Genomic DNA, 20,217 nt, shown 5'->3' on the forward strand with positions numbered 1-20,217 from the left:
GCAAGGATAACCCGACTGTCTCGTAGGACGTCCTACTATCTCATATCGTGAGACAGCAGAACGGCCGGCGCCCCTGGCGGGACGCCGGCCGTACAAGGTCGCGAAAGGCTAGTCGGCCAGGTCGACCGTGCGTCCGCTCTCGGCGCCGATCTCGCTCACGATCTGGTCGAGCACCTCGGCAGGAAGCGCCGAGTCGACGGTGAGGGCGATGAGCGCCTTGCCGCCCTTGGTGTCGCGCGACACCTGCATCGAGGCGATGTTGATCGAGTGGTCACCCAGAATGCGGCCGACCACGCCCACGATGCCGGGACGGTCGGTGTAGGCGAAGAAGGCCAGGTGGTCGGTCGGCTCGATCTCCATCTGGTAGCCGTTGACCTCGACGATCTTGGTGATCTGCCGGGGACCGGACAGCGTGCCCGAGACCGAGACCTGGCGGCCGTCGGCCAGGACGCCGCGCACCGTGATGACGTTGCGCCAGTCGGGGCTCTCCTCGCTGGTGACCAGCTCGACGGTCAGGCCGCGCTCCTTGGCGATGAGCGGGGCGTTGACGTAGGTGACCTGCTCCTCGATCACGTCGGCGAAGACACCCTTGAGCGCGGCCAGCTCGACCACGCGCACGTCCTGCGTGGCGATCTCGCCGCGCACCTCGATGTCGAGCTTGGTCGCGCTCTCGCCGGCCAGGGCGGTGAAGACGCGGCCCAGCTTCTCGGCGAGCGGCAGGCCAGGCTTGACGTCCTCGGCGACGGCGCCGCCCTGGACGTTGACGGCGTCGGGCACGAACTCACCGGCGAGGGCGAGCTTGACGCTGCGCGCCACCTGGGTGCCGGCCTTCTCCTGGGCCTCGTGGGTGGAGGCGCCCAGGTGCGGGGTGACGACGACCTGGTCGAGCTCGAAGAGCGGGTGCTCGGTCATCGGCTCCTTGGAGAAGACGTCGAGACCGGCGCCGGCGACGCGCCCCTCCTTGATCGCGGAGTAGAGCGCGTTCTCGTCGACGATGCCGCCGCGGGCGACGTTGATGATGCGCACGCTCGGCTTGACCTCGTGCAGCTCCCTGTCACCGAGCAGGCCCAGGGTCTCCTTCGACTTGGGCAGGTGCACGGTGATGAAGTCGGCGGTCCTGATGGCCTCCTCGAGGCTGACCAGGCGCACGCCCATCTGCGCGGCGCGGGCCGGCGGCAGGTAGGGGTCGTAGGCGATCAGCTCGACGCCGAACGGCTGCAGGCGCTGCGCGACCAGCTGGCCGATCTTGCCGAGGCCGAGGATGGCGACGACCTTCTCGTCGAGCTCGACACCGGTGTACTTGGAGCGCTTCCACTCGCCGTTCTTCAGGGCCGCGTGGGCCTGGGCGGTGTTGCGGGCGCTGGCCAGGATGAGCGCGATGGTCTGCTCGGCGGCGCTGGTGATGTTGGAGGTCGGCGCGTTGACGACCATCACACCGGCCTTGGTGGCGGCCTCGACGTCGACGTTGTCGAGTCCGACGCCCGCGCGGGCCACCACGCGCAGCTTCGGCGCGGCGGCGATGGCCTCGGCGTCCACCTGCGTGGCGGAGCGGACGATGAGCGCGTCAACGTCGGCGAGAGCGGGCAGGAGCTGGGAGCGGTCGGCGCCATCGGTGTGGCGGACTTCGAAGTCCGCGCCGAGGACGGCAAGGCCGGCCTCCGACAGCTCCTCTGCGACCAGGACGACGGGCTTGTTCACAGGTGCGGATCCTTAAGGGCGGGCGTGATCAGGGGCACTTCGACGGGCCCCCGTGGGATCCCCCAGAGTCTATCCGGCCTTGTGAACGCGTTCACGAGTGTCCCAGGATCTGGGCACTACCCAGGGGTTTACAAGATCATTCAAGCTCACAGCATCTTTGTCTTGATCGGGAGTTTTCTTCACCATTAGCCTGATAAGTCGTGGCCGACTACCTATGGTTCGTCATATGAGCATCGGGAACGCTGCCCTCGCCGAAGTGCTGCGTCAGCATGGCAACCCGCACCGCCTGCTGTCCGCACTCGCCGACGGTGGAGTCCTGGTGGCCGTGCGACCAGACCGCTCCGTCGTGCTTGGAACAACCCAGGCCGGCGACCGAGTCCTGCTCGGATACACCGGGCCGGACACCTACGCACGACACCGCGGAAGCCATTCGCTGTCGGCGTGCGACGCCGACACCATCCTCGACATTCAGCGCGTCACCGGTGTGCGGGAGATCGTGATCGACGCTGCGGGCCCGGCTGCGGCAGCCGTGCCCATCGAGGACCTCCAGCGCTTCCTGCGCGCGATCCGCTCGGGGCCCATGCCCGCGCTGTCGGGGGCCGTTCCCGCGGCCTACGCCACCGGCGCCATGGCCACGGTGTCGCGAAGCGCCCCGCCGTCAGAGCGATCGTTCGCCCTGGCCGCCCCGGTCGCCTCGCCGCCGCAGAGCTGGATCCCCGCTCCCCGTCCGCACCTGTCGGGCCCCATGCAACAGGTCGACCCGGGCTACCGGCGCTGCACCCATCCGATCCTGCCCGCCCTGCGCAAGGGGATCGCCACGCTGCTGGCCGACTTCCCCCTGGTGCACCACGTGTGGATCTCCGAGGCTCGCACGGCCTCCGGGGCTCCGGGGATCATGCTGCACGTCAAGGTGCACATGTCGGCGGCCGAGGACGTGGTGCGCGACCTCCATCGCGGGATCCGCGCCAGGCTGCCCCAGCTGGCGGCCAGCGAGGCTCCCATCCTGATGGCCCGGGTGGCCGACACCCGCAGCGAGCGGCGGATGATCGAGATCGGCGCCCACGTCGTCTGCGCCGACGTGACCGACTGAGGAGCCCGGGGTAGGGGGTAGGCGTGAAGCGCACCAGCCCCCTGCACCAGCTCCGCTACGCCGTACGGCATCCCGGCCGTATCGTCCCGCACGTGCGGCGGCTGCTCCGCGACACCTGGTACCGCCTCCGGACCAGCGACCACGTGGCCTACTACCGCGCCGTCATGAAGTCGGACACGGCCAGGAACCCCGAGGCGGCCGTGGGCTCGCAGACGCACAAGCGCTGGCTGGCGCTCGGGCGGATGCAGTTCGACTACCTGAAGGGCCACGGGCTGCTGCCGGAGCACACGATGCTGGAGATCGGCTGCGGCAACCTGCGGGCGGGCCGGTTGTTCATCGACCACCTGAAGCCCGGCCACTACTACGGGATCGACATCTCGCCCGACATCCTCTTCGCCGCCCAGGCCACGCTCGTGGAGCACGGCCTGCGCGACAAGCTGCCGCACCTCACGCCGGTGCGTGACCTGACCTTCGCCTTCCTGCCCGACGAGCACTTCGACGTCGTGCACGCGCACAGCGTCTTCTCGCACTCGCCGCTGCACGTGATCGAGGAGTGCTTCGCGCACGTGGCCAGGGTGATGAAGCCGAGCGGATGGTTCGACTTCACCTTCGACAGGACCGAGGGCGAGGAGCACCAGGTGCTGCGGGAGGACTTTTACTACCGCGCCGAGACGCTGATCGCCCTGGCGGACGCTCATGGCCTCGACGCGGTCCTCATGGACGACTGGGAGAAGCTGCCGCACCGGCAGTCGAAGATCCGCGTCACGCGGCGGGCGTGAGCGCGCTCAGGTCGCCCGCCGGGTGAGCGCCGGTCGCGGCCTGCGGGTGAACACCCCGGCGATCAGCGCCGCCAGCAGCGGCAGGCCGAGCACCATCGCCACCGTGAATCCCCACGGCACCACGAAGGTCGTGGTCTCGGGCAGTTCGAAAGAGCCACTCCTCTTGGCGGTGAGCGAGATCGCCAGCGCCGCTCCCGCGACCCCGCCGACGAACATGCCCGCCACCGAGCCGAGGAGCGCGATGAACCCCGCCTGGCCGGCGAGCATGCCCCGGTGCGTCCCCGCCCCGGCGCCGATGGCGGCCATGGTCGCCTGCTCCTGACGCCAGTCCGCGGCGGCCAGCCGGGTGGCGATGAGCGTGCCTCCGAGCACGACCACCAGCGAGCTTCCGAAGAGAATCCACAACTGTCCGGCCATGGGGTCGGGGTAGCCGTGCTCCACGAAGAGATCCGCGCTGCCCGCCGCCATGAGGTCGCGTTCCAGGCGCAACTCGTCGGCGGGCACGTGCATGCCGTACAGGCGCGCCTCGGCCACCTTGAGCCCGGAGGCGGCGGCGACCGCCGCAGCGGGCAGGACCGCGCCGCCCTGAGCGGGGTCGGCGGCGGTGGCGCGGACGGCGGGCAGGGTCACCCGCACGGGATCGGGGATGGCGTCGTAGCGGTAGTAGCCGTTCAGCGTGATCGTGCCGTTGTCGATGATCACGCCCGAGTCGAAGATCACGGCCTTGCCCTCCGACAGCGCGGCGGCCGCGGCGGGGTCATCCCTGCCCTGGAAGAGCCGCAGCAGTGCCGCGTCGCCCATGGGCAGTTCCTCGCCGTGCCAGCCGTACGACTTGCACCCGGCGGAACACGTGCGCGGCATGCTGAAGGTGATCACCCGGTCCTCGGCGTCGAGGGCCACCATGCCGGGCACGAGGCCCACTCCCGGCAGCCGGGCCTCGGCCTCGGCGCGTACCCGTTCCCAGGTCGTCACCCCGTGCTGGCCGTTGACCATCATCATCCCGAGCGGCGCACCGGCCCGGTAGTTCGCCAGGTTGCCCCTGTGGTTGCTCTGGTAGCCGATGGCGAACGCCAGCGCCGCCGCGGTGACGGCCATCACCGCGGCAGCGGCCGACGCCGTGCGGACCCGGTGGCGGGAGGCGTCGCGCACCGGCAGCCGGAGCACCATGGGCAGGCGCCTGGCGGCCCGCCCGCTCCGCACCACCAGCCACGGCATCAGCGCGATGACCCCCAGCACCACGACGACCGAGGCGGCGACGACCAGGACGTCGGTCAGCGCCCGCCACTCCCAGGAGCCGAAGCCGAATATCGCATCGCCCTGCAGGATGAGCACGGTCGCCGCCAGCCCCAGCCCGATCAGGACCACGCCCAGCACCGGCTTGCCGGCCTTCCGGCGAGCGGATCGGCTCTCCCGGCCCACCTGAACGGCAGGCGCGATGGCGGCGCACACCCCGCTGACCAGCCCCAGTGCGACCACGGCGAGCACCTGCGCCCACGGCACCTCGGGCGGGCCCAGCGGGGTGCCAAGCCTGGCGACGAAGGGCGTGCCCACGAGCGCCAGCACCACTCCCAGCAGGCCGCCCGCGATCGCGCCGAGCCCGCCGAGCAGCAGCCCGTCGGCCAGGACGATCATCCGCAGGTGTCGCTTCGACGCGCCCTGGGCGGCGATCGTGGCCAGCTCGTCGCGGCGTCTGCGCAGGCCCACGGTGAAGGCGGGCCCGGCCAGCAGCACGACCTCCAGGACCACCATGAAGACGGCGAGCGCGGACCCCAGCGCGTAACCGGGGGCGTAGCCCGATCGCGACGTCTCGTCCGGCGGGTCCATGATCACAGCCCGCGAGAGCACGCCGAGCCCCGACCGGTTGAGCCGCTGGACCTCCGGCCACGTCACCGGCGCGGGAGTGTCGACCAGGAAGCCGAGGTCCTCTCCCTTCTGGGGGCGGAGCAGCAGCAGGCCCGGCAGGGAGACGATCTCGTCGGCGGTCGGCCGCTGCGGGTGCTCCACGACGCCCACCACGGTGGCCGGGCGGGCGTGCCGGGTGACGGGGACCGTGTCGCCGAGCCGTACACCGAGGTCGAGGACCGCCTCCGTGACCGCGACCTCGCCCGCGGCGGCGGGCAGCCGTCCCTCGACCAGGGTCCGCATCCCGTCCGTCAGCGGGTCGCGCAGGTCCACCTCGACCGCGTCGAGGGTCTCGAACCCGCCGGGCAGCCGCACCTCGGCCGTCCCCACCTGGTACGGCAGGGCACGATGGCCGGGCGGCAGCAGCGCGGCCACCTCCTCGGGCCGCCACGGCTCGGGCGGCTGGTTGCCGAGCCCGAGGTGGAAGGCCATTGCCGACAGGGGATGCTGCTCCACCGGTCCGTGCACGGACGAGGGCCGCACGATCGCGTCCGCCCGGCCCATGCTCGTCTCGACGCCCTCGCGCGGGGAGACCAGCACGGTGGCGTAGCCGGTGAGCAGCGCCGAGACGACCAGCACGGGCAGCCCGATCATGGCCATGATCAGGGCCGAGCGTCCCTTCGCGCGCCGGATGTCCCGCCAGGCCAGACGCAGGACCGCTCTCATCGAGCGCTCTCCAGCAGGGAGGCGTCGACGATCCTGCCGTCACGCAGGAAGATCACCCGGTCGGCCCAGGCGGCGTAGCGGGGTTCGTGCGTGACCAGCAGCACCGCCGCTCCCGCGTCCGCGCGAGCGCGGAGCAGGGTCAGGATCTCGTCGCCCGTGGCCGTGTCGAGCGCGCCGGTGGGCTCGTCGGCCAGGACCAGCCGCCGCTCGCCCACCAGCGCACGCGCGATCGCCACCCGCTGGCGCTGGCCGCCCGACAGCTCGTCGGGGAAGGCCTCGGCTTGTTCTCGCAGGCCCACCTCGTCCAGGACGGCCAGGGCCTCCTGGCGGGCCTGCCGGGCGGCGACGCCGTCGAGTTCGCGGGGCAGCATGACGTTCTCGACGGCGGTGAGCGAGTGGATCAGGTTGAGTTCCTGGAAGACGTAGCCCACGCTGCGCCGCCGCAGCGCCGCCAGGTCGCGCACCCGCGCGAGGTCCTCGCCGGCGACCGCGACGGTGCCCGAGCTCGGCCGGTCCAGGCCGCCGGCCAGGTTGAGCAGGGTGGACTTGCCCGACCCCGACGGTCCCATCACGGCGACCAGCTCGCCGGCCGCGACCGTCAGGTCGACGCCGTCGAGGGCCTTGACCTCCCCGTAGGTCCGGCTCACCGATTCCAGTGTTAACAGCGTCATGACAGCCCCTTCTCGCAGTGGTCCAGCCAGCGAAGCTCGGCCTCGGCGTGGAAGATCATCGAATCGAGCACCAGCCGGTGCGCCAGGTCCCCGTCGGCCTGGCGTTTGGCCCTCGTCAGCTCCTGCATCGTGCGCATGGTGGCGGTGCGCTGCGCCTGGATCACCGAGAGGGCGTCGGGATGGGCGGCGACCGCCATGGCGAGTTTGATGACCAGCTCGTCCCGAGGCCGGTCGGACGGGGCGACGGGGGTGCCGAACCATCGCCCCACTTCCGCCCGGCCGGCCTCGGTGATCCGGTAGACGACCCGGCCCTGTTCGTCGGTCTCGCCGGGCTCGACCAGGCCGTCGCGTTCGGCACGGGACAGCGTCGTGTACACCTGGCCGATGTTGAGCGGCCAGGTGGCCCCGGTGCACGCTTCGAACTCCGCGCGCAGCTGGTAGCCGTAGCGCGGGCCTCGGCTCAGCAGGGCGAGCAGCCCGTGTCGGATGGACATGAATACTGAGTATGCATACCCAGTATGCTCCAGACAAGCGGGATTTCTGGACATCGGCCGTCAATCAGCCCGATACTCTGGGGCATGGGCTCGACGCAACCTCCATATCGCGCATCAGATGGAGAGCGCGATCGCGCGATCGATGAGCTCCGTGACCGCGCCGTCGAGGGACGCCTGTCCCCCGAAACCTTCGTCGGACGCGTCGACATGGCCCTGCGCGCCCAGAACGTGCACGAGCTCGACGACCTGGTCGCGGACTTACCGCCGCGCGACACCTTCCGGCTGCGGGTCACCAACGCCGTCAGCTCGGTCTCGGAGTTCCTCACCCGCCTGCAGTCGGCCTGGCGGCGCCCGCGCCTGCCCCGCCTGGCGTTGCCCGACGACACCAGGGTGCGGTTCGTCGTGGGCCGGGGATCGGCCTGCGACCTGGTGCTGTCCGACCTGACCGTCTCACGCGTGCATGCGGAGCTGCGGCGCGAGGACGACGGCGGCTGGATGATCCACGACCTGGGCTCGCTCAACGGCACCCGGCTCAACGGCTGGCGCCTCGTCGGCCCGGCGCGGGTGCGCGCGGGAGACGAGCTCTCCTTCGGAGACTGCGGCTTCCTCGTCAGCTCCGGGCAACCATCTCCGCCGCGGTGAGCCGGTAGCGCAGCGTCAGCACGATCGCCACCCCGATGAACACCGCGGGCAGCAGCGTGCCGCCCAGCAGCACGGCCTGGATCGCCGAGCCCGGCTGGGCCACCTTCGTGCCCGGCTGCGACTCCACGAAGCCGTTGAGGCCGAGCACCCAGCCCAGCACCGTCGCGCCGAAGGCGAACACCACGGTCTCGCAGGCCGTCCAGAGCCCCGTGAAGACCCCGGCGCGAGCCTTGCCGCTCGTCGCGGCGTCGTGCACGATCACATCGGCCATCATCGAGAACTGCAGCAACTGGATGCCCGCGTAGCCGACGCCCACGAAGAACACGCACACGTGCGCGTAGACCGAGCCGAGGACCGGGGTGAGCGACATGGCCGCCGCACCCGCCATGAACAGCGCCGACGACAGGACCATCGCGCCCTTCTTGTCGAGCACCCTGGCCAGCCACACCCACAGCGGCATGGTGAGCAGGATCGGGCCGACCAGGCACAGGAACAGGGTCGTCGTTGCGCCCGAGTCGCCGAGCGTGTAGGTCGCGAAGTACGGCGCGCCCGCCAGCATGACGCCGGCCGCGAACATCTGGGAGCAGCTGAAGCCCAGGAGCAGCAGGAAGTGCTTGTTCGTGCGGGCCACCGCGAGCTGCCTGGCCAGGGACGGCTCGGCCTCCGAGCGGGTGACGACCGGGGCCTTGGCCGTACCGAAGTAGGTGCCCAGCATCGCCGCGAACAGCACCACGCCGACGGCCACGCCCATCACGTGGTAGCCGAAGGCCTCGGCGATCGGCTGGGCCACCGCTCCCGACAGCAGGATCGCGATGCCAAGGAAGATCATGCGCCACTGGAGCAGGCTCGACCGCTCGTGGTAGTCCTCGGTCATCTCGGCGGGCATCGCCTTGTACGGCACCTCGAAGAAGGCGTAGGCGGTGGCGGTCAGGAAGTAGAGCACGGCCACGTAGATCGCGGCGGGAGTGCCGGTCATGCCGGGCGCGGCGAAGATCAGCGCGAACGCGATCGGCAGCGTCAGCGCGCCGAGTAGCAACCACGGGCGTCTGGAGCCCGATCGGTCGGAACGTTGCCCGACCCACGGGTTGATCAGCACGTCCCAGAGCTTGGGCAGGAACACGACGAAGCTGGCGAGCCAGGCCGGCACGGCCAGCTGGTTGGTCATGTAGAAGAGCAGCAGCAGGCCTGGGACCGTGGAGAACGTTCCCGTGCAGAAGGAGCCGATGCCGTAACCGATCCGAACACTCCTGGGGACCATTGCCCTATTAGAGCCGAGCGGCCGCTCGTTCGGTAGATCTCCTGGAATATACGGATATTTGCGGATTGCAGGACGGGGTTTTCGCCTCATGATCCGATCGAGATCCCCCAGTCCCCTCTTGGAGACCCCATGCGGCGCACCTCAGCCTCCCTCATCGCGGGCGCGCTCGTCGCCACGCTCGCCTGGTCGTCCAGTCCCGCCACCGCCGTCGACCCCTCGCCCGGCATCACGGACCTGACCACGGACATCAACCAGATCCTCGCCGACAACCGGCTCACCATCGCCCGCTCCGCGGTCACCGTGCGCAGCGCCGTGAACGGCGAGGAACTCTACGCCCACGACCAGGGCAAGCTCATGACGCCCGCGTCCAACACCAAGCTCTTCACCTCCGCGGCCGCCGCCGAAACCCTCGGCCTCGACCACCGCTTCGAGACCTCCGCCCTGCGCGCCGGACGCCAGGTCGGCAGCTCGATCATCGGCGACCTCGTCCTGCGCGGCACCGGCGACCCCACCATGCTCGGCGAGGACTACGCGAGCCTCGCCGCCGCTGTGGCCGCCAAGGGCGTCAAGCTCGTCACCGGCCGGCTGATCACCGACGACACCTGGTTCGACGCCGTACGGCTCGGCAACGACTGGGCCTGGGACGACGAGCCCTACTACTACGCCGCCCAGATCTCCGCGCTGACCGCCTCACCCGACCGCGACTACGACGCCGGCACCGCCATCGTCTCCGTCGCACCCTCGGGCGACTCGGTCAAGGTCTCCGTCACCCCGCCCAACGACTACCTCAAGATCGACAACCGGGCCGTCGTCGGCACCACCACGGACGTCGTCATCGAGCGGCAGCACTCCACCAACACCGTCCTCATCACCGGCACGGTGAGCGAGGAGTACTCCGAGTGGGTGACCGTCGAGAACCCGGCCCTGTACGCCGCCGCCCTCTTCCGCGACGCCCTGGCCAAGCACGGCGTCCGCGTGATCGGCCGCACCACCGCCGGCGCCGCCCCCGCCTCGGCCGTGTCGCTCGCGACCCACCAGTCCATGCCCCTCAGCGAGCTGCTCGTCCCGTTCATGAAGCTGAGCAACAACATGCACGCCGAGATCCTCACCAAGGCGATGGGCCGCAAGGTCTCCGGCCAGGGCAGCTGGACGGCGGGACTCAAGGTGGTCAGCGACTTCGCCAAGGCCAACGGGGTGCAGGTGCTCAACCTGCGCGACGGCTCCGGCCTGTCGCGTCGAGACGGGATCACGACCTCGTCGATCGCTCAGCTCCTGTACTCGGTTCGGTCCAAGCCCTGGTACCCGGTCTGGTACGCGTCGCTGCCCATCGCCGGCGACCCCGACCGGCTCGTGGGAGGCACCCTGCGCAGCCGGATGCGGGGAACCGCGGCGGCCGGGAACGTGCACGCCAAGACGGGTTCGCTGACCGGAGTGACGTCGTTGTCGGGATACGTGACCAGCGCCGACGGGGAGCCACTGGTCTTCTCGATCATGCTCAACCAGTACCTGTCCTCGTCGCCGAAGGACATCGAGGACAAGATCGCCGTACGGCTGGCGACGTTCTCACGGAACGCGGCGAACGTGAGCGCGCAACTGCGCGGCGGGGAGAGCACGCAGGAGTTCCCCGACCTCGAGTGCTCGTGGCTCAAGCCGCTGCCCTGCTGACCTGACGGACGACAGTGGGGGCGCGCCTTTTTCCCGCTCCCCCGCTGTCGGATCCGGCGCGAGCCGTTCGTGGAAGGGATGAACACTCACCCACCCAGAGGATCCATCCCATGAAGCTGACCACCATGACCCAGGTGACCCTCGACGGCGTCATGCAAGGAAACGGCGGCACCACCGACGAGGACCGCAGAACCGGCTTCACCCGAGGCGGCTGGGCCAGGGGCGCGGGCGACGACGGCACGCGCGCCCTCATCGCCCAGACCTACCAGCGCGCCGAGGCCTTCCTGTTCGGCCGGCGGACCTACGAGATCTTCGCCTCCACCTGGGGCGAGACCGAGCCGTGGCGCTCCCACCCCATCGGCGTGGCGCTGAGCCGGGCTCCCAAGTACGTGGCGTCCACGACGCTCACCGAGCCTCGCTGGGCGGACACGACCGTCCTGTCCGGTGACCTCGCCGCCGCCATCGGCGAGCTGAAGGCCAAGCCAGGCGGGGAGCTGCAGGTGCACGGCAGCGGCGAGCTGTTCCGCTGGCTGCTCGGCAACCGGCTGATCGACGAGATCACGCTGCTCACGGTGCCCGTGGTCCTCGGCCAGGGTGCCCGCCTGTTCGCCGGGTCCGGCCCCGACGTGCCACTCGACCTGGTCGACTCGCGCGTCGACTCCAAGGGCGTGATGATCCAGGTCTACCGGCCGCGTTGAAGGGACCTGCCGTGCAGTATCTGATTTCTGTGATCCACGACACCTCCGACCTGGCCACCGCCGAGGAGGACGCCGCGATCGACGTGTTCAACGACCGGCTCGTGGCCGACGGGCACTGGGTCTTCGCCGGAGGGCTCGCAGGCCCCGCCACGGCCACGGTGCTCGACAACCGAGGCGGCAAGGCGATGCTCACCGACGGACCGTTCCTGGAGTCGAAGGAGTTCCTCGCCGGGTTCTGGATCATCGAGGCGCCCGACCTCGACACGGCGCTCGACCTGGCCGCCGAGGGCTCCAAGGCCTGCAACCGCAGGGTGGAGGTGCGTGCGTTCCTGTGAACACGATCGACGTCCGGGAGGCGGTCGGCCGGGCCCACCGAGAGGAGTGGGCCCGGCTGGTCGCCGCCCTGACCAGGAGATTCGGCGACCTCGACATCGCCGAGGAGGCGGCTGCCGACGCGTTCGCGGTGGCCGTACGGCGGTGGCCGGACGACGGCGTGCCGCCCAACCCCGGCGCCTGGCTGACCACGACGGCCACCCGCAAGGCGATCGACCGGATCCGGCGCGAGAGCAAGCGCGACCGCAAGCACAGGCAGGCGCGGATGACGTACGACGACCGGCCCGGCACTCCCGAACCCATCGGCGACGAGCGACTGCGACTGATCTTCACCTGCTGCCATCCCGCCCTGGCGATGGAGTCGCGCGTGGCGCTGACGTTGCGCCTGGTCGGCGGGCTGACCATGGCCGAGATCGCCCGCGCCTTCCTCGTCCAGGAGAGCACCATGGGACAGCGCATCACCCGAGCGAAGGCCAAGATCAAGGCGGCGCGCATCCCCTACCGGGTCCCGTCCGCCCACGATCTGCCCGCGCGCGTCTCCGGCGTGCTCGCCGTCCTGTATCTCGTCTTCAACGAGGGCTACCTGGCCACCGGACCCGGCACCGATCCCGTACGGCACGACCTGACCGCCGAGGCGATCCGCCTCACGCGCCTGATCCACGCCCTCGTGCCCGGCGACGGCGAGGCGGCCGGGCTGCTGGCGCTGATGCTCATGACCGAGGCCCGCCGTACGGCACGCCTGTCCGGCAGCGGCGCCCTGGTCCCCCTCGGCGAGCAGGATCGCGGCACGTGGGACGCGGAGCTGATCGCCGAAGGCCATCAGCTGGTGCGCCGGCGCCTGGCCTCCGGAGAACCGCCGGGCCCCTACCAGATCCTCGCCGCAATCAACGCCGTGCACACCTCGGCCCGCGACGTGCGCGACACCGACTGGCCGCAGGTCGTCGCCCTCTACGACCAGCTCGCCGCCCTCGACCCCTCGCCGGTCGTCGCCCTCAACCGGGCCATCGCGGTCGCCGAACTCGACGGCGCCGAAGTGGGACTGGCCCTCGTCGACCGGCTCGGCGACCGGCTCGCCGGCTACCACGCCTACCACGCGACCCGCGCCGACCTGCTGCGGCGGCTGGAGCGGGACGACGAGGCGCACCAGGCGTACGGCAGGGCCATCGAGCTGGCGGGCAACACCGCCGAGACCGCCCACCTGACCCGCCTCCGCGACCGGCTCCCGGTTGCTCACAACGCGCCATCCGCGACGGTGATCCCCGAGCAGGCGTAATGTGCCGAACATGAAGCTAGGTCTGCACTACTGGAACTTCTCCACCCCGGCCGACCCGGCGAGCATCGCCCCCACGCTGGCCGAGACCGCACGCATCGCGGAGGAGGCCGGGTTCGCCTCCTTCACCGTCATGGACCACTTCTTCCAGATGGAGACGGCCACCACCGCCGCCACGGAACCCATGCTGGAGGGGTACACGACCCTGGGCTTCGTCGCCGCCCACACCCGCGCGATGACCCTCGGCCTGCTCGTCACCGGCGTCATGTACCGCCACCCCGGCCTGCTCGCCAAGACCGTGAGCACCCTGGACGTACTGTCCGGCGGCAGGGCACGGCTCGGGCTCGGCGCGTCATGGTACGAGCGCGAGCAGCACGGCCTCGGCGTGCCCGTCGTCCCGGTCGCCGACCGGTTCGAGCGGCTGGAGGAGACGCTGCGCATCTGCCTGCAGATGTGGAGCGACGACGACGGGGCCTTCGAGGGGCGGCACTACCGGCTGGCCGAGACGATCTGCGTGCCGCGGCCGCTCACCTCGCCGCGACCACCGATCATGATCGGCGGGGGCGGCGAGCAGAAGACGCTGCGGCTCGTGGCCCGGTACGCCGACGCCTGCAACCTGTTCGGGACCGATCCCGACGAGGTCGAGCGCAAGCTCGGGGTGCTGCGCGGGCATTGCGAGACTGAGGGACGCGACTACGACACGATCGAGAAGACCGTGATGTACGTGCCCGCCGTCCTCGACGACGTCGACGCCTTCCTCGCCGCCGTGCAGACGTACGCCGCGATGGGGGTGAGCGAGATCCAGCTCATGCCGGCCGGCCACCCGGCGCGGTTCGCCGAGCAGGTGGCGAGCGTGGTGGTGCCCAAGCTCTGACGGGGCGCGGGTTGTAGATCATCACCAGCAGGTGCCGGGTGGCGGCACCTGCTCCACACCTGCGCGAGCCACACGCCCTCCGCCCGGGGGTCACCACCCGCTCGTGGCCCGCGTGCCGTACGGCCTTCCGGCACCGCCCGTCGTCGGGTAGCTCCGGTTCTTGCCCTCCAGGTAGAACGTTCCCATCCTCCAAGGATCACCTACGGCGGAGCCTGGCGGAAATCATGGCGCTTCCTTGATGTCTGCACCGGCTTCCACCAGCGCTGATGAGACGGCCAGCGAGACAAGGAGATCCCCCCGGGGGAGCCCCTACAACTCGGCCACCACCGGAATGGCGATCAACCCAAGACGGGCGATCATGCGGACAGCCTCCGCAGAGAGCTCTCGCACTTTGTCCCACCCGGGAACCAACACCCAGCAGTCCACGCCCTCAGGCAGCGGACCGCTCATTGCCTCAAGCCGCTCGTCAATCTCCTTGAGGATCAACAGCAGTTGCTCCGGCAGCAAGCCTGGCGACCGGTCTTCGACTGTCCACGGAACCCAGCTCAGCGCCCAGTCGAAATCCAGCGCCAGCTCGTCCTCGGACCACTGGTGCCTCTCGCACCAGGCCTCCTGCTCCTCCGCGGTCGCCGCGAGCATCACCAGTGTCCCAGCCAGAGCCCGAACTGAAGCGGGAACATCCGGATAACCCGGCTCCGCCCAACAGGGCTCATAGCCCGGAACATCAGCCCCGTCACGAACGGGCCACCATGCCGGAAAGGTCACGGAGCACGATACCAACCAAGCCCTGACCAGCAGAGACACAGCATCCGGCCAGCCCGTCGACGCGGCTCGCACCCTGCCCCGCCCCAATCCGGACACCGCAAGCCCGGAGCCCAGCCACCAACCAACCGGGGAACGGCCACCCATACCTGGAGTCACAGCTGATTCGTCAGCTAGCGCCCTCAGCCGCCACAGAAGCCTCAGTCCCACTTTTCGCCAGCTCAGACGCACGAGTCGCCAAAGGGTTTACCGAGGCCAGAGAGATGTTTGTTACGAATGAGCAACATGGAGCTCCAGGTATAGGAGCGTTTTTCGTGACATGACCGATCTGCGCACACCAGAATGCCGGTTCGAAGCAGCGTCTAACCCTCCATGGAGGCACATCGTGCGCAGACAGCTCCTGGCACTCTCCTGCCTAGGCAGTCTTGCGGCATTGAGCACTCCCGTCGCCGTCGCCCAAGCATCGACGGCCACGCCCGCCGCGGAATGCCGGGTCGGTGCGGTCAAGCCGTACCTCGACCAGAAGGGCATGATCCGCGGAACGGGCATCAGAAGTGGCTGCGACGACCGAGCCCTGCTGCGAGTGCGCATCAAGCAAGCCAAGCGCGGCCCCGACCGCACGCTCAAGAGCGGTTCCCTCCGCGTGACGAACGGCACCATCACCGCCGGCGTCCGCTGCACCGACGTCCCGCGCCGCTACTACGTGGTCGCCATCGACTACCGCGGCCACAAGCAGACGTCGAGGGCGGTCACGCTCTCGTGCGAGTCGCCCGCCACGCCCACACCCACGCCGACGACCTCACCCAGCACCAGCCCCACCACCCCACCGCCGAGCTCGGCGCCCACCACGCCCCCGCCCTCGGGCGGCGGCATCGGCACCGCGATCGAGGAGGAGGTCGTCAAGCTCACCAACGCCGCCCGCGCACAGCAGGGCTGCGGCGCCCTCGTCCACGACGCGAAGCTCCACGCCGCGGCGGATGCCCACTCGGCCGACATGTCCGCCAAGAACTACTTCAGCCACACCTCGGCCGACGGCCGCTCCTTCGGCCAGCGGCTCAAGGACTCGGGCTTCGCGTTCACCATGGCGGGCGAGAACATCGCCAAGGGCTACACGAGCGCCCAGGCGGTCGTGAACGGCTGGCTCAACAGCCCCGGCCACCGCGCCAACATCATGAACTGCAAGTTCACCCACATCGGAGTCGGGCACGTCGCAGCGGGTCAGTACTGGACCCAGGACTTCGCGCGCCCCTGATCCACCCCAGAGCGTCGGCCTTCCACCGCGCCGCATCCCCTGCGCGCCCGACGCTCGTCCCGATGGAGGTCGCCGGACCCCGCACACCCCCGGCGCCCTCCCCCGGGGGCCCGGCATCCGTGCCGGCGCCCCAGCGGAGCGCCGCGCCCCCTGCATCGGCTCGGCGCTCCGCCAGACCGCCGGGTAGCCGCGCACCCGGCCGGGAGTCACCTCGGCGCTCGCGCCGGGACCCAACTCCCACCCCGCCCGCCCGCGCCCCCTGCGCGGGCGGGCGCCTTTCTTCCTGCCTGGCACAGCACACGGACTCGCGCCTTGCCGCCCTTCGCCCCGTGCTCTGCACGTCACACGGACTCATCGCGCCGTCCTTCGCCCCGTGCCTTACGTACGGCACGCGGGCTCACCCCCACCCGCCGTCCGTGGCCGGGGACATTCCAGGGTGACGCTCACCGGCCGCGCCGGCGAGCCGCCGTCACGGACGGCTTCACCCCGCCCAAGGTCACCCGGCTCCCCGCCAACAGCCGCTGGAGCTCACCCGGCTCCCCACGGGGAAGCCCCACCCCCTCCCCCGCCGACGAGAAGCCTTACGCGCCTCCCAGCGGACTGATCTCGCCCTCCATCCCCACCTCGAACTCCGCCTCGAACTCCGCCTCCCCCAACGCCGCCCGCAGGGCCGCCGAGATGCGGTCCACGTCGGCCCGTTCCGCAGGCGGCAACGGCACCCCCACCCCGGCCCTCGCCCGCGCGGCAGCTCCCAGCAGGCGGGCAGCCATCCGGTGGTTGCCCGCCAAGGTCTCAGCCCCCGCCAGACCCTCCTGTGCCAGCGCCACCGCCCGGGGATCCCCCGTCTCCCTGGCCTGCTCGTAGCCGGCCAGGTGCAGCTTCATCGCCTCCTCCGCATGCCCCCTGAGCTCGGCGACGAAGCCCAGCTCGGCCAGGCACAACGCGCTCCCGGGGGCGCCGTCGATCATCTCCAGCCACTCCAGCCACCGCCGCAGATACCGCTCGGCGTCGTCGAGCCGTCCTTGGCGTCGGGCCGAGAGAGCCAGCCCGATCTCGGCGAAATGCCCGGCGAACGGGTTGGACTGTTCCGCGGCCAGCCGCGCGGCACGCTCGTGCAGCTCGTCGGCCTGGCCGTACTCGCCCCTGAGCAGCGCGATACGCCCGAGCCCTGCCAGGCTGTGCGACACCTCGATCCAGGATCCGAGCTCCTCGGCGGCCTCCAAGGCCTGCTGGTAGCGGACGGCCGCCTGGTCGTAGTCGGCGGCGATCAAGGCCAGCTTGGCCAGCTCGCCGGTGGCGGTCAGGACGCCGGAGGGATCGCCGAGCCGCTCGAAGATCTCGGCGCTGCGCCGCGCGTCGTCGTGCGCTCCGGCCATGTCGCCCTGCAGCAGGCACTGCCCGGATCGCAGGCCGAGCGCGGCGGCGATGCCCCATTCGTCGCCGATGGCCTCGAAGGTCTCCAGCGACTCGCGCACCAGCCGCTCGCTCATGACGAGATCGCCGCGCCCCCACATACCGGCCGCGAGATACCACGTCAGCCGGGCCCGCCGCCTCTCGTCAGGGATCTGTCCCAGCGCCCCGAGCGCGTCGACCACGGTGACGTCGCAGCCGCTGAACTGCAACATCAGCCCGGCCCGCCAGGCCATCGCCTCGGCCCGCATCTCAGCCGGCGCCTGCCCGGGACCCGAGGGCACTTCGACCGGAGCCTGCGCCGGAGCCGACCACGCCTCGCCCGCAGCCTGCCCGGAACCCGACAGCACGTCGGCTGGCACCTGCCCGGTAACCGGTGGCGGCTCGGCCGGGGTCTGCGCCGGAGCCGACCGCCCCTCGCCCGCGGCCTGCCCGGAGGCTAGCAGCCCTCCGCCCGCGACCTGCCCGAGGACCGACCGCACCTCGGCTGGAGCCTGCGCCGGAGCCGACCACGCCTCGCCCGCAGCTTGGCCGGAAACCGGCGGCGCCCCAGCTCCAGCCTCGCCGGGAGCCGAGAGTGCCAGGTCGAAGAAGCGGAATCCCGACTCGAACCGGCCGCGCAAGTGCCAGTGCCAGGCCATCGCGTTGACGAGCCGCAACGCTTCCTCCTGGGTGCGGTGCGCGGCCGCCCACTCCAGGGCGGACACCACGTTGGCGCTCTCGGCGTCGAGTGCGGCCAGCCACTCGCTCTGGCCGTGTCCGCGCAGCCCAGCCTCGGCCCGTTCGGCGAGCTCGGTGTAGTAGCGCAGGTGGCGCAGCCGTACCTCGTCGACCTCTCCGGCCTCCCGCAGCCGCTCGTCGCAGTAGGCGGCGACGGACTCGAGCACCCGGTAGCGCGGCTCGCGGCCCTCGGCCGGCGGGAGCTTGACCACCAGCGACCTGTCGATCAGCCGGGCCAGCAGGTCGAGCACGTCGAGCCCCGGCGCGGCGCACACCGCCTCCGCCGCCTCCAGCGTGCAGCTGTCGGCGTGGACGGCCAGGCGTCGCAGGACCACCCGCTCGTCGTCGGAGGCCAGCTCCCAGCTCCAGTCGATCATCGCCCGGAGTGTCTGCTGCCTGGCGGGCGCGTCGCGTTTGCCTGCAGCAAGGAGGCGGAAACGGTCGTCGAGCCGTTCCAGGAGCTGGCGCGGGCTGAGCGCACGGGTACGGGTGGCGGCCAGCTCGATGGCCAGCGGGATGCCGTCGAGCCGTCGGCAGATCTCGCCCACGATCCGCCGGTTGTCGTCGTCGAGCACCAGGCCGGGCGCCCTGGCGGCGAACAGCCGTACGGCTGCGCCGTCGTCGTCGAGGTCGAGCGGCGACACCGGCCACAGGCACTCGCCGGTCAGGTTGAGCGGCTCCTGGCTGGTGGCCAGGAATCGTACGCCCGGCGCCCCGCGCAACAGCTGCTCGACGGTGTGCGCGACCACCTCGATGACGTGCTCGCAGTTGTCGAGCACGATCAGCAGCCGCTTGTCGCCCAGCCAGTCGGACATCCTGCACCCGCCGCTGGACGGCGACGTCTTGCCCGTCGAGTCGTCGCGGATGCCGAGCGCTCCGGCCACCGCGTGCACGATGCCCATCTTCGACGGCTGGTCGATCGCGGCCAGCTCCACCAGCCACACCCCGTCGGGGAAGTCGGCCTCGGACGCCGCCTCCAGAGCCAGCCGCGTCTTGCCGACGCCGCCCGGCCCGGTCAGCGTGACCAGCCGGTGGGCCTTGATCAGCTCGCGCACCTCGGCCAGGGCGGCTTCCCGCCCGATCAGCTCGTTGACGGGCGCGGGCAGGTTGGATCGCGGCCTCGCGCCCGGACCCAGCGACGGGTCCTGCGCCAGGATCAGCTGATGCAGCTCGGCCAGTTCGGGGCTGGGATCGAGGCCGAGCTCGTCGCGCAGCAAGTCGCGTAGCGCGGTGTAACTGTCGAGGGCCTCGCTCTGCCGTCCGGCCAGGTAGAGGGCCCTGATGTGGAGGCCGCGCAGCCGCTCGCGGAGCGGGTGGTCGGCCACCAGGTCGGCCAGCTCCGCGGCCAGCGCGCCGTGCTCGCCCAGCTCCAGCCGGGCCTGCGCCTGCTCCTCCAGCGCCACGAGGCGCTGCTCCTCCAGCCGGACCACGGCCGGGCGCACGAACTCCTCGTCGCGGAAATCGGCGAACGCGGGCCCCCGCCACAACGCCAGCGCGTCGCCCAGCAGGCCGGCCTTGATGCGCGGATCGTCGCTGGCCCTGGCCAGGTCAAGCAGCTCGCGGAAGCGGTCGGCGTCGGAGGCGCCTTCGAGGAGGTAACCGGGCTGGCGGAAGGCCAGTTGCTCGCGGCCTCCCGGCACGGCCTCCTCCAGGACGCGACGCAGCTGGGACACCTTCACGCGCAGGGCGCCCGCCGGCTTGCCGGGAGGGTGCTCGCCCCACAGGTCGTCGATCAGCCGATCGGCGGTGACCGGCCGCCCCTGGTGCACCAGCAGGTCGGCCAGCAACGCGCGGACCTTGGCCTCGGGGATGCGCACCTGATCCCCGTCAGCCGACCAGACCGTGAGCGGGCCGAGCACACCGAATCGCATGCGGATCAGGCTAACCGGCGGCACCGACAAGAACGCAGCCGTTTTCGGCCGTGGTGGCAGGCAGGCAGGCATGAGGGTGGAGCGTCAGCGCCGGGCGAGGGCTGGAGGGGCGAGGGGGCGAGGGATGGGGGGCCGAGGGATGGGGGGCCGAGGGCGAGAGGG

16 protein-coding genes are annotated in these 20,217 nt (G+C 71.0%); 9 read left to right on the top strand and 7 right to left on the bottom strand.

The genetic code is table 11. The annotated features are described in order from the left end of the window. Positions 1 to 108: 108 nt before the first annotated feature. A complete protein-coding gene (serA, locus tag HNR30_RS26960; RefSeq protein WP_181612790.1) occupies positions 109 to 1,698 on the bottom strand; it encodes a phosphoglycerate dehydrogenase in 1,590 nt (529 codons plus the stop codon). Between the two features lie 226 nt (positions 1,699 to 1,924). On the opposite strand from serA, the gene HNR30_RS26965 reads away from it, so the two are divergent. Further along, the gene (locus HNR30_RS26965) at positions 1,925 to 2,788 is read left to right on the top strand and encodes a hypothetical protein (protein WP_181612791.1); all 864 of its coding nucleotides are present in this window, start codon (positions 1,925 to 1,927) and stop codon (positions 2,786 to 2,788) included. Between the two features lie 23 nt (positions 2,789 to 2,811). Then, positions 2,812 to 3,567: a class I SAM-dependent DNA methyltransferase gene (locus HNR30_RS26970; protein WP_181612792.1), complete on the top strand. Its 756-nt coding sequence runs from the start codon at positions 2,812 to 2,814 to the stop codon at positions 3,565 to 3,567. A 6-nt stretch (positions 3,568 to 3,573) separates the two neighbouring features. Here the strand turns inward: HNR30_RS26970 and HNR30_RS26975 are convergent, their stop codons facing one another. The 3 genes from HNR30_RS26975 to HNR30_RS26985 are packed head-to-tail and all read right to left on the bottom strand — an operon-like array spanning position 3,574 to position 7,300. Beyond that, positions 3,574 to 6,135 carry an ABC transporter permease gene (locus HNR30_RS26975; protein ID WP_181612793.1) on the bottom strand — a complete coding sequence of 854 codons (2,562 nt, stop codon included), beginning with the start codon at positions 6,133 to 6,135 and terminating at the stop codon, positions 3,574 to 3,576. Further along, entirely contained in the window at positions 6,132 to 6,806 is a 675-nt protein-coding gene (locus tag HNR30_RS26980; RefSeq protein WP_181612794.1) for an ABC transporter ATP-binding protein, read from the bottom strand. Before HNR30_RS26980 ends, HNR30_RS26975 begins: the two co-directional genes overlap by 4 nt. Next, positions 6,803 to 7,300 (bottom strand): PadR family transcriptional regulator, encoded by a 498-nt coding sequence (locus HNR30_RS26985; protein WP_181612795.1) that lies wholly within the window; start codon positions 7,298 to 7,300, stop codon positions 6,803 to 6,805. Before HNR30_RS26985 ends, HNR30_RS26980 begins: the two co-directional genes overlap by 4 nt. Before the next feature lie 84 nt (positions 7,301 to 7,384). Here HNR30_RS26985 and HNR30_RS26990 point away from each other — a divergent pair, with 84 nt between their 5' ends. Further along, complete coding sequence (locus HNR30_RS26990; RefSeq protein ID WP_181612796.1) at positions 7,385 to 7,942, top strand: FHA domain-containing protein; 558 nt, start codon at positions 7,385 to 7,387, stop codon at positions 7,940 to 7,942. On the opposite strand, the gene HNR30_RS26995 is transcribed toward HNR30_RS26990, so the two are convergent. Continuing rightward, positions 7,911 to 9,200, bottom strand: coding sequence for an MFS transporter (locus HNR30_RS26995; RefSeq protein ID WP_181612797.1), 1,290 nt, complete (start codon positions 9,198 to 9,200; stop codon positions 7,911 to 7,913). The genes HNR30_RS26990 and HNR30_RS26995 overlap by 32 nt on opposite strands. A 129-nt stretch (positions 9,201 to 9,329) precedes the next feature. On the opposite strand from HNR30_RS26995, the gene dacB reads away from it, so the two are divergent. The 5 genes from dacB (at position 9,330) to HNR30_RS27020 (ending at position 14,040) form a co-directional block, all read left to right on the top strand. Continuing rightward, positions 9,330 to 10,865 (top strand): D-alanyl-D-alanine carboxypeptidase/D-alanyl-D-alanine endopeptidase, encoded by a 1,536-nt coding sequence (dacB, locus tag HNR30_RS27000; protein WP_181612798.1) that lies wholly within the window; start codon positions 9,330 to 9,332, stop codon positions 10,863 to 10,865. Positions 10,866 to 10,975: 110 nt separating this feature from the next. Continuing rightward, positions 10,976 to 11,563, top strand: a complete 588-nt coding sequence (locus HNR30_RS27005; RefSeq protein WP_181612799.1) for a dihydrofolate reductase family protein — start codon at positions 10,976 to 10,978, stop codon at positions 11,561 to 11,563. A gap of 11 nt (positions 11,564 to 11,574) precedes the next feature. After that, on the top strand, positions 11,575 to 11,898 hold the full coding sequence (locus tag HNR30_RS27010; protein WP_181612800.1) for a YciI family protein: 324 nt from the start codon (positions 11,575 to 11,577) through the stop codon (positions 11,896 to 11,898). Beyond that, positions 11,895 to 13,169: an RNA polymerase sigma factor gene (locus HNR30_RS27015; RefSeq protein ID WP_181612801.1), complete on the top strand. Its 1,275-nt coding sequence runs from the start codon at positions 11,895 to 11,897 to the stop codon at positions 13,167 to 13,169. Before HNR30_RS27010 ends, HNR30_RS27015 begins: the two co-directional genes overlap by 4 nt. Before the next feature lie 10 nt (positions 13,170 to 13,179). Then, on the top strand, positions 13,180 to 14,040 hold the full coding sequence (locus HNR30_RS27020) for an LLM class F420-dependent oxidoreductase (protein ID WP_181612802.1): 861 nt from the start codon (positions 13,180 to 13,182) through the stop codon (positions 14,038 to 14,040). A 309-nt stretch (positions 14,041 to 14,349) separates the two neighbouring features. Here the strand turns inward: HNR30_RS27020 and HNR30_RS27025 are convergent, their stop codons facing one another. Then, entirely contained in the window at positions 14,350 to 14,679 is a 330-nt protein-coding gene (locus HNR30_RS27025) for a hypothetical protein (protein ID WP_181612803.1), read from the bottom strand. Between the two features lie 556 nt (positions 14,680 to 15,235). Between HNR30_RS27025 and HNR30_RS27030 the strand changes: the two genes are divergently transcribed. After that, positions 15,236 to 16,054: a CAP domain-containing protein gene (locus HNR30_RS27030; RefSeq protein ID WP_181612804.1), complete on the top strand. Its 819-nt coding sequence runs from the start codon at positions 15,236 to 15,238 to the stop codon at positions 16,052 to 16,054. Positions 16,055 to 16,635: 581 nt separating this feature from the next. Here the strand turns inward: HNR30_RS27030 and HNR30_RS48210 are convergent. Next, the gene (locus HNR30_RS48210; RefSeq protein ID WP_181612805.1) at positions 16,636 to 20,055 is read right to left on the bottom strand and encodes an AfsR/SARP family transcriptional regulator; all 3,420 of its coding nucleotides are present in this window, start codon (positions 20,053 to 20,055) and stop codon (positions 16,636 to 16,638) included. Positions 20,056 to 20,217: the final 162 nt, after the last annotated feature.

Source organism: Nonomuraea soli, from assembly GCF_013761175.1.
Lineage (GTDB): Bacteria > Actinomycetota > Actinomycetes > Streptosporangiales > Streptosporangiaceae > Nonomuraea > Nonomuraea soli.